General features: G+C 47.0%; 15 protein-coding genes. 12 read left to right on the forward strand and 3 right to left on the reverse strand.

The window, feature by feature from the left end; genetic code table 11:
- Positions 1-139: 139 nt before the first annotated feature.
- Together groL and AWU56_RS06630 are read right to left on the reverse strand one after the other, a co-directional pair.
- The gene (gene groL, locus AWU56_RS06625; protein WP_006954339.1) at positions 140-1783 is read right to left on the reverse strand and encodes a chaperonin GroEL; all 1644 of its coding nucleotides are present in this window, start codon (positions 1781-1783) and stop codon (positions 140-142) included.
- Positions 1784-1830: 47 nt separating this feature from the next.
- Positions 1831-2121: a co-chaperone GroES gene (locus tag AWU56_RS06630; protein ID WP_006954340.1), complete on the reverse strand. Its 291-nt coding sequence runs from the start codon at positions 2119-2121 to the stop codon at positions 1831-1833.
- A gap of 141 nt (positions 2122-2262) precedes the next feature.
- Here AWU56_RS06630 and cutA point away from each other — a divergent pair, with 141 nt between their 5' ends.
- From cutA to AWU56_RS06690, 12 genes are all read left to right on the forward strand, one after another.
- Positions 2263-2586, forward strand: a complete 324-nt coding sequence (gene cutA, locus AWU56_RS06635; protein WP_040487585.1) for a divalent-cation tolerance protein CutA — start codon at positions 2263-2265, stop codon at positions 2584-2586.
- Complete coding sequence (locus tag AWU56_RS06640) at positions 2583-4286, forward strand: protein-disulfide reductase DsbD (protein WP_272977991.1); 1704 nt, start codon at positions 2583-2585, stop codon at positions 4284-4286. The genes cutA and AWU56_RS06640 overlap by 4 nt, the downstream gene beginning before the upstream one ends.
- A 155-nt stretch (positions 4287-4441) precedes the next feature.
- Entirely contained in the window at positions 4442-4912 is a 471-nt protein-coding gene (aroQ, locus tag AWU56_RS06645) for a type II 3-dehydroquinate dehydratase (RefSeq protein ID WP_040487587.1), read from the forward strand.
- 20 nt (positions 4913-4932) lie between these two features.
- Entirely contained in the window at positions 4933-5388 is a 456-nt protein-coding gene (accB, locus tag AWU56_RS06650) for an acetyl-CoA carboxylase biotin carboxyl carrier protein (protein ID WP_006954347.1), read from the forward strand.
- Positions 5389-5408: 20 nt separating this feature from the next.
- Positions 5409-6758, forward strand: a complete 1350-nt coding sequence (accC, locus tag AWU56_RS06655) for an acetyl-CoA carboxylase biotin carboxylase subunit (RefSeq protein ID WP_272977992.1) — start codon at positions 5409-5411, stop codon at positions 6756-6758.
- Between the two features lie 3 nt (positions 6759-6761).
- On the forward strand, positions 6762-7643 hold the full coding sequence (prmA, locus tag AWU56_RS06660) for a 50S ribosomal protein L11 methyltransferase (protein ID WP_286682084.1): 882 nt from the start codon (positions 6762-6764) through the stop codon (positions 7641-7643).
- 125 nt (positions 7644-7768) lie between these two features.
- Positions 7769-8731 (forward strand): tRNA dihydrouridine synthase DusB, encoded by a 963-nt coding sequence (gene dusB / locus AWU56_RS06665; protein WP_006954355.1) that lies wholly within the window; start codon positions 7769-7771, stop codon positions 8729-8731.
- A gap of 18 nt (positions 8732-8749) precedes the next feature.
- Positions 8750-9043, forward strand: coding sequence for a DNA-binding transcriptional regulator Fis (fis, locus tag AWU56_RS06670; RefSeq protein WP_006954357.1), 294 nt, complete (start codon positions 8750-8752; stop codon positions 9041-9043).
- An 83-nt stretch (positions 9044-9126) separates the two neighbouring features.
- A complete protein-coding gene (gene purH, locus AWU56_RS06675; RefSeq protein WP_286682085.1) occupies positions 9127-10689 on the forward strand; it encodes a bifunctional phosphoribosylaminoimidazolecarboxamide formyltransferase/IMP cyclohydrolase in 1563 nt (520 codons plus the stop codon).
- 80 nt (positions 10690-10769) lie between these two features.
- Positions 10770-11621: a class I SAM-dependent methyltransferase gene (locus tag AWU56_RS06680; protein WP_286682086.1), complete on the forward strand. Its 852-nt coding sequence runs from the start codon at positions 10770-10772 to the stop codon at positions 11619-11621.
- Positions 11622-11624: 3 nt separating this feature from the next.
- Complete coding sequence (gene purD / locus AWU56_RS06685) at positions 11625-12905, forward strand: phosphoribosylamine--glycine ligase (protein WP_272977995.1); 1281 nt, start codon at positions 11625-11627, stop codon at positions 12903-12905.
- A gap of 110 nt (positions 12906-13015) precedes the next feature.
- Positions 13016-14767: an EAL domain-containing protein gene (locus AWU56_RS06690; RefSeq protein WP_286682087.1), complete on the forward strand. Its 1752-nt coding sequence runs from the start codon at positions 13016-13018 to the stop codon at positions 14765-14767.
- Here AWU56_RS06690 and AWU56_RS06695 read toward each other — a convergent pair.
- On the reverse strand, positions 14750-15115 hold the full coding sequence (locus AWU56_RS06695) for a MaoP family protein (RefSeq protein WP_006954363.1): 366 nt from the start codon (positions 15113-15115) through the stop codon (positions 14750-14752). The two genes, AWU56_RS06690 and AWU56_RS06695, sit on opposite strands and share 18 nt — an antisense overlap.
- Positions 15116-15184 lie beyond the last annotated feature (69 nt).

Raw genomic sequence — 15184 nt, forward strand, 5'->3', positions numbered from 1 at the left:
AAAAAAATCCATAGCCAGAAATTCTGACTATGGATTTTGAAGACTCTGCCGGATCGGTCAACCGATCATTGAAAATTTCTTAACTGATCGGCATTACCCGCAGGGCTCTTTTTTAAGTGTTCATGGGGTGAACGACAGATTACATCATGCCGCCCATACCGCCCATGCCACCCATGTCGCCCATACCACCCGCAGACTCATCGTCTTTAGGGATTTCGGCAACCATTGCTTCGGTCGTGATCATCAATGAACCAACCGATGCAGCAAATTGCAGTGCAGAGCGAGTAACTTTAGTTGGGTCAAGGATACCCATCTCTAGCATGTCACCGTAGGTGTCATTACCTGCGTTGTAACCGAAGTTACCTTCACCTTCACGTACACGGTTTGCAACAACAGACGCTTCAGCACCTGCGTTATACGCGATTTGACGCAGTGGTGCTTCCATCGCACGTAGCATCATGCGAATACCTACGTTTTGCTCTTCATTGTCGCCGGTTAATTCCGCTAGCTTGCTTGCAGCGCGAACCAAGGCAACGCCACCACCCGGTACAACACCTTCTTCAACCGCAGCACGAGTTGCGTGCAACGCGTCTTCCACTCGAGCTTTCTTCTCTTTCATCTCAACTTCAGTTGCTGCGCCAACTTTAATTACCGCAACACCGCCAGCGAGTTTCGCAAGACGCTCTTGTAGTTTCTCACGGTCGTAATCAGATGAAGTTTCTTCCATCTGTTGTTTGATTTGCGTTACACGGCCTTCAATCGCAGCGTCATCACCATTACCATCAACAACAGTGGTGTTGTCTTTAGTAATAACAACACGTTTAGCAGTACCCAAGTCTTCGAGCTGAGTTTTTTCAAGCTCCATGCCGATTTCTTCAGAAACGACGGTACCACCGGTCAATACCGCGATGTCTTGAAGCATAGCTTTACGACGATCGCCGAAACCAGGTGCCTTAACAGCCGCAACTTTTACAATGCCGCGCATGTTGTTAACAACCAAGGTCGCCAACGCTTCGCCTTCAACGTCCTCAGCGATAATAAGCAGTGGCTTACCTGCTTTCGATACGCCTTCAAGTACAGGCAGTAATTCACGAATGTTCGATACTTTCTTATCAACCAACAAGATGAATGGGTTGTCGAGTTCAACAGAGCCGCTTTCTTGGTTATTGATGAAGTAAGGAGATAAGTAACCACGGTCGAACTGCATACCTTCGACAACATCAAGCTCGTCTTGCAGCGCTTGACCTTCTTCAACGGTAATAACGCCTTCCTGACCGACTTTATCCATCGCCTTAGCAATGATTTCTCCAATGGTGCTATCAGAGTTAGCTGAGATAGTACCTACTTGTGCAATGGCTTTGCTGTCAGCACAAGGTTGAGAGATCTTCTTCAGTTCTTCGACAGCGGCAGTAACTGCTTTATCGATACCGCGCTTCAGATCCATTGGGTTCATACCCGCTGCAACTGCTTTCACGCCTTCGTTTACGATAGCTTGTGCTAAAACCGTTGCAGTGGTTGTACCGTCGCCTGCTTCGTCGTTAGCTTTAGAGGCAACTTCTTTAACCATCTGCGCGCCCATGTTTTCGAACTTGTCTTCAAGCTCGATTTCTTTCGCTACAGAAACACCATCTTTAGTGATGGTTGGTGCGCCGAATGATTTATCTAGAACAACGTTACGGCCTTTAGGACCTAAGGTCACTTTAACCGCGTCTGCAAGGGTGTTTACACCTTTCAACATTCTTTGACGCGCGTTATTGCCAAATTTTACTTCTTTTGCTGCCATTTTTTGATTCCTCTTAACTGTACTCTTAGAGACTGTTTAGATTCGGCTTACTCTTGGATAGCCAAGATGTCGCTTTCGCTCATGATCAGGTATTCTTCGCCGTCAATTTTTTCAGTCTTAACGCCGTACCCTTCATTGAAAAGCACTTTGTCACCCACTTTAACGTCAAGTGGACGTACTTCACCGCTCTCTAAGATGCGTCCGTTGCCAACGGCAACGACTTCACCACGCGTTGATTTTTCTGCTGCTGAGCCAGTTAGAACGATACCGCCTGCCGATTTAGCTTCGACTTCGATACGCTTGATAATGACTCGGTCGTGTAAAGGACGAAGTTTCATTTCTCGATAACTCCTTAACCTATTGTTGTTGATAAAACCCACTGAGTGGGCGTTTAAATTTAGTCGTGACCTTTAAATGGGGTATGATTTTCTGTTATCAAGGTTTGCAAGAAAATTTTTTTCATCATATTCGAGGTGAACATGACTACCCCCATCCGCATGGTTTACACCACTACCGACGATGGCGAAGTTGCTGATAGACTAGCCAAAACAATGATTGAGCGACGTCTAGCCGCCTGCGTAAAAATCGTGCCCAAGGTGAGTTCTTACTATCGCTGGGAGGATAAAGTTCAGTGCGACAGCGAATACTGGTTGGTGATTAAAACCCATCATTGGCAGGTCGCAAACCTTAAGCAGTTTATCAGCGAACAGCACAACTATGATTCACCCGAGTTTATCGTTACAGAAATCGTCGATGGACTTGAGTCATACTTGGACTGGGTTGAGGTACAAACCAAACCATGAAAAAAATATGTTCGACTTTCTTATTTGCGCTAATCAGTTGGAACCTACTCACGGCCAATGCCGTTGCCCAAAGTAGTAATATCTTTGACCAGCAGCCGGAGTTTTTAACGGTCGATCAAGCCTTTAATGTTCAGGTGCTTAGTGAAAAGCCACTCACTATTGGCATTGAGATCCAGCCTGGCTATTACTTGTATCAGCACGCGTTTAAACTCACACCTGCATCGGCTCTTAATCGACCTATCGAGTACCCTCCTGCGGAATCACACGTCGATGAGTTCTTTGGTGAGAGTCAGGTTTACCGAAATTATGTCGAACTGACCTACTCACTCAATGCAGGTGTCAACGAGGTGACCTTTCACTATCAGGGTTGCGCCGACGCCGGCTTATGCTATCCGCCCGAAACACGCACTATTGGTGTTCAAAGTGATACCAATGAGCCCATTAAGGCGGCATCTAATCCTACGGAAAACAACCAGGTTGAACAGGTCGACTTCGCCACCTTAGGTTTATTTTTTCTATTAGGTATCGGACTCGCTTTTACTCCCTGCGTATTTCCCATGTATCCAATCATCTCAGCGACAGTTGTTGGAGACAAACCAAAGACTCTTAAAAACCTCGTCTTTCTTGCCTTCATTTATGTGCAGGGAATGGCTATCACCTATTCGTTGCTAGGACTTATCGTTGCTTCAATGGGGATGCAGTTTCAGGCTTATTTCCAACACCCAGCCATCATTGCCACCTTAGCAATTGCCTTCGCGATTTTTGCCATGAGCATGTTGGATATTATCAACCTACAACTACCGTCGGGTTGGCAATCACGACTAGACCAAATCAGTAGAAACCAGAGCGGCGGTCGAATTGCCGGTGTATTTTCCATCGGCGTGATTTCCGGGTTAGTCGCTTCACCCTGCACGACCGCGCCATTGAGTGGGGCATTGCTGTTCGTTGCACAAACTGGCGAATGGCTCTCTGGCGCTATACTATTGTACGCCCTGAGTTTAGGCATGGGCTTACCACTAATCGTTTTCGCCGCATCCGGTGGAAGGTTACTACCGAAAGCCGGCGCTTGGATGAATATCATCAAGCACTTGCTCGGCTGGTTACTATTAGCTGCTGTGGTTTTCTTATTAGAGCGCCTGTTTAACGACACAGTAAGCTTCTTTTTATGGCTTACTTACTTTGTCGGTCTAGCGGTGTATATGGGACGACATATTAACGATCTGAAGCATCCGTTAAGCCGCACTTTACTCTATCTGCTGGTAACGGCGACAGCCGTCGCTGGTAGCTATTGGCAAGTCGATAAGTATTACTCTGTTAAACAAACTCACGGTTTTTTCACTCAGGTTGAAACGCGAGCAGCGCTTGAGCAACAGCTGAATAACGCACACCAATCTCAGCAGTGGGTGATGGTCGATCTTTATGCAGATTGGTGCGTTGCGTGCAAGGAGTTTGAGCAATATACCTTTTCACGCCGTTCAGTACAGAGTGCACTCAGCGAATTCAAAAAATTGCAAATAGACGTTACCGCGAATACTGCGGAACACAAGCAACTACTCAGCGACTATCAAGTACTGGGATTACCAACGCTTTTATTCTTCTCCCCAAATGGCGAGGAGCTCAAGCAGTGGCGTGTAACCGGCTTTTTGGATGAAGATGCGTTCAATGAACATTTACAAAAGATGAAAGACACTGCAAACTAGAGTTTGCGGCGAAAATCGCTGATAAGACCAGTATTTTACTGCAAACTAGCATAACTCAACTATAATGCAGAAAGTTTTGTCAAAATGGCGGTTAAACTTTACTGAACCGCCATTAATCTTTGACTTTTAACATGTTCGTAACTTTTGGCGGCAATATGCAAAACACTTCTCGACAAAAAAAGCATATTTTGGTTTTAAACGGCCCTAACTTGAACTTATTAGGAAGCCGTGAGCCCAATATATACGGACATGAAACGCTTAAAGATGTTGAACAGTTACTTCAAACACAAGCGAATACGCTCGATGTAACGCTCGAGTGCAAGCAAAGCAATCGCGAATATGAACTGATCGAATGGGTACACGCAGCGGCTAACAAATCCCAGATGATCATCATTAATCCGGGCGCATTCGCGCATACCAGCGTAGCGCTAAGAGATGCATTGCTTGGCGTGGGAATACCTTTTTACGAAGTACACATCTCCAATATTTATCGTCGCGAAGCGTTTCGACATCACTCATATTTGGCAGATATAGCCGAGGGTGTCATTAGCGGCTTCGGGATTTACGGTTACGAGCTAGCGTTAGCTGCGGCTAATCGGCTCATCGATTCAACTCTAGAAAAATAAATTAGAGGTTAAACAGCACCATGGATATCCGCAAGATTAAGAAGCTCATTGAGTTAGTTGAAGAATCGGGCATTTCGGAATTAGAAATTACAGAAGGCGAAGAGTCTGTTCGCATTAACCGCTACAGCCCGCAACCAGCGCAAGCACCTATCCAATACAGTGCCGCGCCTCAACAAGCAGCTCCTGCACCGGCAGCACCGCAAAGTTCTGACAGCGCGCCGGCTGAGTCAGAGGAAATCTCAGGACATATCGTTCGCTCACCAATGGTAGGCACCTTCTATGAAGCACCCTCACCAGACGCAAGTCCATTCGTGACTGTCGGCTCACGTGTTAATGCAGGCGACACGCTGTGTATCGTTGAAGCGATGAAAATGATGAACCAAATCGAAGCCGATAAGAGTGGCGTTATTAAGCAAATCTTGGTCGAAAACGAAGAACCCGTTGAATTTGACCAACCTCTGTTCGTCATTGAATAAGATTAAACCGGGAACGCATCATGTTAGATAAAGTGGTCATAGCAAACCGCGGTGAGATTGCACTTCGCATTCTGCGCGCGTGTAAAGAGCTAGGCATCAAAACGGTCGCTGTTCATTCAACGGTCGACCGTAACTTAAAGCACGTCTTATTAGCGGATGAAGCGATATGTATCGGTAAAGCGCCCGCAGCAGAGAGTTATCTCGATATTCCGAGAATTATCAGTGCCGCTGAAATTACCGACGCCGCCGCTATTCACCCAGGCTACGGCTTTCTTGCTGAAAATGCTGATTTTGCTGAGCAGGTGGAAAAATCAGGTTTTGTTTTCGTAGGTCCTACGGCAGACGTGATTCGCTTAATGGGCGATAAAGTATCAGCCATTAAAGCCATGAAAAAGGCGGGGGTACCTTGTGTACCGGGTTCAGACGGCCCGTTGGACGACGACGATGAGCGCAACATTAAATTAGCAAAACGCATCGGTTATCCAATCATCATCAAAGCAGCTGGCGGTGGTGGCGGTCGTGGTATGCGTGTTGTCCGTCAAGAAAGCGAGCTACTCGGCGCTATTCGCATGACTCAAAACGAAGCGCGCGCGGCCTTTGGCAACCCTGTTGTCTACATGGAGAAATTCCTTGAAAACCCGCGTCACGTTGAGGTGCAGGTATTGGCCGATGGCCAAGGTAATGCGGTCCACTTAGGTGAGCGCGATTGCTCCATGCAGCGTCGCCATCAAAAAGTAGTCGAAGAAGCGCCTGCCCCAGGTATTACGCCAGAAATGCGTAAGTTCATCGGCGAGCGTTGTGCCAAAGCGTGTATCGAAATCGGCTACCGCGGCGCTGGTACCTTCGAGTTCTTGTACGAAAACGGTGAGTTTTACTTCATCGAAATGAACACACGGATTCAGGTGGAGCACCCCGTTACCGAAATGGTCACAGGTATCGATTTGATCAAAGAACAACTGCGTATTGCCGCGGGTCGTCAACTATCTTTCAATCAGGAAGATGTGGTGATTCGAGGTCACGCAGTTGAGTGCCGTATCAATGCGGAGGACCCTGAGACCTTTGTGCCTTCGCCGGGCCAAATTACTCGCTTCCACTCACCGGGTGGGTTTGGTGTGCGTTGGGATTCACACGTATATGCAGAATATAAAGTGCCTCCTAACTATGATTCGATGATCGGCAAACTAATAACATACGGTGAAAATCGTGACATCGCTATCGCTCGTATGCGTAATGCGTTGAACGAGCTGATTATCGAAAACATTAAAACCAATATTCCATTGCAAAAGTCGATCATGGCTGACGAAAACTTCCAACACGGTGGTACCAATATTCACTACCTTGAGAAGAAACTTGGCCTTGGGGGTCACTAAACAGTGCCCTGGATTCAACTGACATTATCAAGTTCAGAAGAGCATGCCCCCCAAGTGGGTGACATGCTCATGGCCAACGGTGCACAAGCGGTGACTTATCGCGATGGTGCTGACACGCCAATTTTCGAGCCGCCACTGGGCGAGGTCTTACTATGGCAACATACCTTAGTGACTGGCTTATTCGATGCCGATATCGATATGAAGCCTGTCGTAGCTAACTTAGAGAAAGCTAAAGTTCTACCCAAACCACTGCAGTACAAACTCGATGGACTTGAAGATAAAGACTGGGAACTCGAATGGATGGATAACTTTCATCCTATTCAGTTTGGTAGACGGCTATGGATCTGCCCAAGTTGGCGCGATATTCCAGAGCCCGATGCCGTCAATATATTGCTTGATCCCGGCATGGCATTTGGTACAGGGACTCACCCGACGACGGCGATGTGTCTCGAATGGCTTGATGCTCATGTAAAAGGTAACGAGCAGATAGTGGACTTTGGTTGCGGTTCTGGAATCTTGGGTATTGCCGCGCTTAAACTGGGTTCTGCTCATGCGCTAGGCATTGATATCGATAAGCAAGCACTTATATCGACACAAGAAAATGCTGAGCGCAATCATGTCGCCGATAAATTTGACGTCTACTTGCCTGAACAGCACCCAAACCTTCGAGCTGATATTGTATTAGCTAATGTACTTGCTGGTCCGTTGCGTGAATTAGCTCATGTTATCAAAGAGTTCGTGAAACCAGGTGGGCGTCTCGTGCTATCAGGCATACTCGCACGCCAAGCGCAATCAGTCATGGATGCTTATGCGCCGGAAATCAAATTTGAAACACCAACTCAACAAGATGAATGGATCATGTTGGCAGGATACCGCGCAGAGTGACTCTGCGCGACTTTTGTCAATAGTAAAAAATTAAAAAAAGACCAAATTTGCATACTTTTTAGCCTTTCCTTTATCCCATAAATTCCATAAAATTCTCTCCCTTTTCGCTGAGTAGTTTTTGACCGATGCGGATTGGACCATATTCTTTACCTAATAACCTGATTTTAGCGCCAATGGCCGGGGTCACTGACCAGCCGTTCCGACAGCTTTGCTATAAGCTCGGTGCTGGCATGACAGTGTCAGAGATGCTGTCGAGTAACCCGAAGGTATGGCAAACAGACAAATCGATGCAACGCATGGATCACTCTGGTGAATTAGGTATCCGGTCGGTACAAATTGCAGGTTCTGAGCCTGAGTTGATGGCACAGGCAGCGAAAATAAATGTCAGCCAAGGCGCTCAGATTATTGATATCAATATGGGCTGCCCGGCAAAAAAAGTAAATAAAAAGCTCGCGGGGTCGGCATTAATGCAGCACCCCGCGCTTGTAGAAAGCATTTTAACAGCAGTGGTTGAGGCGGTTGATGTACCCGTGACTTTAAAAACAAGGACGGGTTGGAACCTAGACCACAAAAATGGAATTGAAATCGCTCAAATAGCCGAACGTTGCGGTATTCAGGCGTTAGCCGTACATGGACGCACACGCGCCTGCATGTATAAAGGTGAAGCAGAATACAACACCATTCGTGCGATTAAAGAGACAATATCAATTCCTGTCATTGCTAACGGAGATATTACGTCGCCCGAGCAAGCAGCACACGTGCTTAGATACACGGGAGCCGACGCCATCATGATTGGACGTGGTGCGCAAGGTAACCCTTGGATATTTAAGCAAATACAGTACTTCCTTGAGTACGGAGAGCACTTACAAGCACCTCCGCTCGACGAAGTCGCCCACACTGTCGTAGAGCATGTGAAAGCCTTACATCAGTTTTACGGCGAATACAAAGGTGTGCGAATCGCTCGTAAGCACGTTGGCTGGTATCTCAATGAGCGTCCCAATGGGCGCGAGTTTCGCCAAGCGTTTAACGGTATTGAAGAAGCTGAACAGCAGATTAATACCTTGGAACATTATTTTTTGTCACTGTAGGAAAGAGATAAGCGCATTATGTTTGATCAAAACCCAAATCGTGAGAACACGTCTCCTTTAACCACTATTGGAAATAACTCACAACCTAAGCCGTTACGTGACTCAGTCAAACAAGCTATCAACAGCTTCTTACGTCAACTCGACGGTCAAGATCCAGAAGAGCTGTATGAGCTTGTTTTATCCGAAGTGGAAGCACCACTGCTCGAAGAAGTCATGACCTATACTCGAGGGAATCAAACGCGCGCGGCCACCATGCTTGGCATCAATCGTGGAACTTTACGCAAAAAGTTGAAGAAATACGGCATGAATTAATTGCCTATTCTCTAAGAGCGCCTTCTGGCGCTCTTTTTTTTACTACACTGTCCATTAATTGTAATTAAAATTAAGGCTCTATAATGACGACCCCAGCTATCAAACGTGCTCTTTTAAGTGTTTCAGATAAAACCGGTATCGTGGAGTTTGCCAAGCAGTTAGCATCACGTGGTGTAGAACTCCTATCTACAGGCGGTACCGCAAAACTGTTACGAGACTCTGGCCTTACTGTTACCGATGTCTCTGATCACACCGGACACCCTGAAATTATGGATGGTCGTGTAAAAACGCTTCACCCAAAGGTTCATGGTGGAATCTTAGGTCGTCGCGATGTCGATCAGGCGGTCATGGATACTCACGGTATCGCACCTATCGACATGGTTGTTGTTAACTTATATCCATTCGCTAAAACTGTCGCAAAAACGGATTGCAGTTTTGAGGATGCGATCGAAAATATCGATATTGGCGGTCCTACCATGGTTCGTGCGGCAGCAAAAAACCATAAAGATGTGACGATAGTGGTTAACAGCGATGACTATGAACTTGTTATCGCTGACATGGAGCAAAACAACGGCGCAGTATCCGCAAAGAAACGCTTTGAACTCGCCGTATCAGCCTTTGAGCATACAGCCCAATACGATGGCATGATCGCAAACTACTTAGGTGGTCGTCTACGTGATGAAGCAGCATTTCCGCGCACCTATAACCTCCAGTTCAATCACAAGCAAAGCCTACGCTACGGCGAGAATAGCCACCAACAGGCCGCATTTTATACCGAACAAGATGCCCCTGAAGGAACTGTCTCGAGCGCAACCCAACTGCAAGGCAAAGCGTTGTCATTTAACAACATCGCGGATACCGATGCCGCGCTCGAATGCGTAAAAAGCTTTGTTGAGCCAGCTTGCGTCATCGTCAAACATGCTAATCCTTGTGGCGTTGCTGTCGCAGACTCCATTGAACAGGCTTATCAACGCGCCTTTAAAACCGACCCCACATCCGCTTTTGGCGGCATTATCGCGTTTAACCGCCCGCTAGACGAAGCCACCGCTAAAGCAATCATCGACCAACAGTTTGTCGAAGTGATTATTGCGCCTTCGGTCAGTGAAGCTGCACAAAGCGTCATCGAATCGAAGAAAAATGTCCGTTTATTGGCGTGTGGAGAGTGGTCGGAGTCAACCGAGCAATGGGACTACAAACGTGTTGCTGGCGGTCTATTAGTGCAAGAAGCAGACGCACAAGATGTGGATGAGTCACAGTTACGCGTCGTTTCAAAAGTTGCGCCAACCGATGAGCAAATGGCCGATCTGCGTTTCTGTTGGAAAGTGGCTAAATTTGTAAAATCTAACGCAATTGTCTATGCCAAAGACGGCGCGACAATCGGTGTAGGTGCAGGTCAAATGAGCCGCGTGTATAGTGCAAAAATAGCGGGCATAAAAGCCAACGACGAAGGTCTCAATGTGCCAGGCTCTGTTATGGCGTCTGACGCGTTCTTTCCATTCCGCGATGGTATCGATGCCGCTGCGGAAGCTGGCATTAAAGCGATTATTCAGCCAGGCGGTTCTATTCGTGACGAAGAAATTATTGCGGCTGCCGATGAACATGGCATTGCAATGGTATTTACGGGAATGCGCCATTTCCGTCATTAATCCGTAGGTAATAGTTAGACAGATTTGCAGCCCTGCCTCAGCAGGGCTAATCTATCTTCAACAACTACGGAGGAAGCAAAATGAAAACAAAATTGATGTTATCAATTGCCACGGCACTGACTTTAAGTGCTTGCGGGCAAGCGTCGAACGAAAATTCAGTCGGCTCTAGCATGACGTTAGAAAAGGCCGTTCAAGACGACAGCCGCACGGAACGCTATGTAAAGCGTGACGAAGCTCGTCATCCTGTTGAAACCCTTGAGTTTTTTGAGCTCGCTCCAACCATGACAGTGGTTGAGATCTGGCCAGGCGGTGGCTATTACACAGAAATTCTGGCGCCTTATTTAAGCGAAAGCGGTCAGCTCTACGCTGCGCACTTTCCACAAAACTCGGGTAGCGACTATTACCAACGATCATTAGAAAAGTTTACGGATCGTATCCAAACCGAAGCGGTGTTCGGCAATGTCGAAATCACCGAGTTTGCACCACTGACTGATTTGGAAAGCGACATTGCGCCGCCTAACAGCGCTGACCGCGTACTGACATTCCGTAACTTACATAACTGGTACATGAGCGGCGGTGAAGAAGCAGTACGTGACGCATTCAAGCAGTTTTGGCGTGCGTTGAAGCCAGACGGTATTTTAGGTGTTGTTGATCATCGCCTACCAAAGGATGCGAGCGCTGATGCGATGGCCGAATCGGGGTATATTCATCAACAATGGGTTATTGATATCGCTGAACAAGCAGGTTTTGAGCTTGTTGAAGCCAGTGAAATTAATGCCAACCCCAAAGATACGGCAGACCATCCTAATGGTGTCTGGAACCTACCACCTACATTAAATGTTAATGAAGGTGATGATGCCGAGATATACAAAGCGATTGGCGAGAGCGATCGCTTCACACTGAAGTTTAGAAAACCAACAACACAAAGGTAACACATGAAGATATTGGTAGTTGGTGGCGGTGGTCGCGAGCATGCGCTCGCATGGAAAGCCGCCCAGTCAAAACAAGTCACTGAGGTTTTTGTTGCACCGGGCAACGCGGGAACAGCCGATGAAGCGAACCTTAAAAATGTCAGCATCAGTGCTGAAGACATCGAAGGGTTAGCTGACTTTGCCCAAGAGAATGCGGTCGATCTCACCATTGTTGGCCCTGAGGCGCCGTTGGTAAAAGGTATCGTTGATCTTTTCCAGTCGCGTAAACTTGCGATTTTTGGTCCCTCTGCTGCAGCCGCACAACTCGAGGGCTCAAAATCGTTCAGTAAGGACTTTTTGGCACGTCACAACATTCCTACAGCCGCATACGATACCTTTACGGATATTGCGGCAGCTAAAAGCTATGTACGTGACAACCAACTACCTATCGTCATAAAAGCAGACGGCTTAGCAGCAGGCAAAGGTGTCATTATTGCTGAAACCCTTGAGCAAGCAGACGCAGCAATCGACGATATGTTAGCTGGCAATAAATTCGGTGAAGCGGGCAGCCGTGTGGTCATCGAAGAATTCCTCACAGGCGAAGAGGCTTCATTTATCGTTATCGCCGATGGTAAAACAGCAGTCGCTTTTGCATCGAGTCAAGATCATAAAGCGCGCGATGACGGTGATAAGGGTCCTAATACCGGTGGTATGGGGGCTTATTCTCCCGCTCCTGTTGTCACCGATGAAGTCCACGAATGGGTTATGCAGCACGTCATTCAGCCCACCATCGACGGTATGGCAGCGGAAGGTACACCTTATGTTGGTTTCCTTTATGCTGGTTTAATGGTTGCTCCAGATGGTTCTGCCAAAGTGTTAGAGTACAACTGTCGCTTTGGTGATCCCGAAACACAGCCCATCATGATGCGCATGCGCTCAGATCTGGTTGAACTTTGCGAAAAGGCAATTACAGGTCAATTGGCGGGTGCTTCAGCTCGCTTTGATGAACGCACCGCAGTAGGCGTAGTGATGGCGGCTGGTGGTTACCCTGAATCCTATCACAAGGGTGATGAAATTAAGGGGATTCCCGAAGCTACGGAATCGTACAAAGTTTTTCATGCTGGCACAAAATATGAGCAAGGCCGTTTGTTAACAAATGGCGGTCGTGTGTTGTGTTGTGTTGCGCTTGGCGATGACGTCCAGCAAGCACAGCTTGAAGCATATCAATTAGTTAAACATATTCATTGGGATAATGTTTATTACCGCAATGATATTGCACATCACGCTATTAAACGTCTCGGTTAATAGCCATTTTAAAAGGCGGCTGCCTCAGCCGCTTTTTAAACCTTCTGTCACAAATTCGTCACTCAAATGAGATAAATTAACGCCATCGTTAATCAGTCAGCTCACAATGCATGTCGAATCGGGACGTCTTATTAGAACTCATTGAACATGATCGTTTGTCACCACTCTTTCAACCAATTTTTGACAATGCATCACAAACGATCCTCGGGTATGAAGCACTTATTCGCGGCCCTGCTGGCCACTTGCTTGAGTTTCCTGACCAGTTATTTAAGGTTGCACAAGAAGAAGAGCTTCTATCAGAGCTCGAATTAGCCTGCCGCAACGCAGCCATTCAACGCTTTGTCCAACTTGAGACAGACGCCAAGTTATTTCTCAATGTAAATCCCAACGTACTTAAAGATGAGAGTCACCCAACAGGCAGCACCCTGCGACTTTCAGAACTGCATGGGTTAGCACCGGAGCGCATCATTATTGAGCTATCCGAACGTTACCCTATCGATGATACCGACTTACTATCTGAAGCTATTACACATTATCGGGCGCTTGGGTTGCGTGTGGCTATCGATGATCTGGGCGCGGGCTATTCGGGGCTGAAGTTATGGTCAGAGCTACAACCTGATTTCGTTAAAATCGATCGCTACTTTATAAAAGAACTCCAACATGATGCGACTAAAAAGGAGTTCGTTCAGTCAATTATCAACCTTGCTCGTAACCTAAACGCAAAAGTCATTGCCGAGGGGATCGAAACTCACGCCGAATTAAAGCAGTTGAATGAGATGGGTATCCATTTGTATCAAGGTTTTTATCTCTGTCGGCCCGTTCAAAGCCCGCCCTTACACCCGGATTCGCAACTGATAGAGCGTATTGCCAGCTCTCACCGACCTAATGGCGATACCATTGCTCAGTTAGCTAAAGATGCTCCTAGCATTCCATCGACGACAAAAGCGCACGTGGCGCTTGATCTATTCACTAATGACAAGCAACTCACCGCAATCCCCGTTGTCGACAACAGTAAGCCGGTAGGCATGTTGCGCCGCGAAGCCATCATGGAATTATTCTCGGGGTCTTACGGGCGTGCACTATACGCCAATAAAGATGTCAGTCGAGTGATGGATAAAAACCCCATGATAGTGGACTGGCTGACGCCTATTGACTTGGTTAGTAACAAAGTGACCGATGATTTTGATGTTGATATCTACAAACAATTTATCGTTACGCAAAATGGTCGATTTCAGGGCATTGCCTCTATCCGCGACCTTTTGCGACGCATCACCGAAGTAAAAGTTCAGAATGCTCGCTACGCCAACCCGCTGACACTATTACCCGGAAATGTGCCGATACACCGCACTATCTCCCAGTACCTCGATGAAAACAAAGCTTTTGAAGTCGCCTACTTTGACCTAAACAACTTCAAACCCTATAACGACGTGTACGGCTATTCGAAAGGCGACCGCGTGATATCTTGGGTAGGCGATTTATTACGCGAACTATTCGCTGAGAGTCATCACTTTATCGGACATATCGGTGGCGACGATTTCGTCACGATTTCGCCCGCGAATATCGCCAATAAGAATAAATACCATGGGGTAATCGAGCGCTTCGAGGAAAAAGTCAATGATTTTTATGCGACAGCTGACCAGAAACGACAGTACATTTTGGCCAATGATAGAACGGGCGAGCGAGTGCAGTTTCCACTATTAGGCATCGCTATTGGTATCGTACAACCCGATTGCTCTCGCTGTAACTCGTATCACGACGTTTCTGATTTAGCGGCAGAAGCAAAGAAGCGTGCAAAACAACAACAAAAAAGCGCCTGCTTTTTTAGTCACAGACGCTTTCCTCAATTAATCCTCGACGATTAAGTCATCTTCACTGTCAGTGGAATAACCGAAATCTTCATCGGATAATTTACCTTTACCATACATACTTGCCACCTTAGGGCGGTGTATGCGTGCTTGGTATTTTGCCCAAGCCTTTTCAACAACGGTTACGGGCGCTTGTTCACCACGAGCCGATGCGAGCAACGAAATATCTTCATCGCAGCCAGGCGTTAATTCACCCTGCAATAAAGCAGTGATTAAACAGCCATATTGAGTCAGTGCGTCACTTTCTCGGATGGAAAAATCCCCAGAGCGAGAGAAACCATAGGGATAATTGCGGAAATCGTTAAACGGTTTTCTCAATAAAAATTCACGTGTAATTGCGGTCATGGCAAGCCCTTCCTACAGACTAAAACCTAACAAAAAGTCTGTCGCCTATAACGACAATGACGATATAGA

The sequence above is a fragment of the Idiomarina sp. T82-3 genome (assembly GCF_001577655.1).
In the GTDB taxonomy this organism is placed as follows: Bacteria; Pseudomonadota; Gammaproteobacteria; order Enterobacterales; family Alteromonadaceae; genus Idiomarina; species Idiomarina baltica.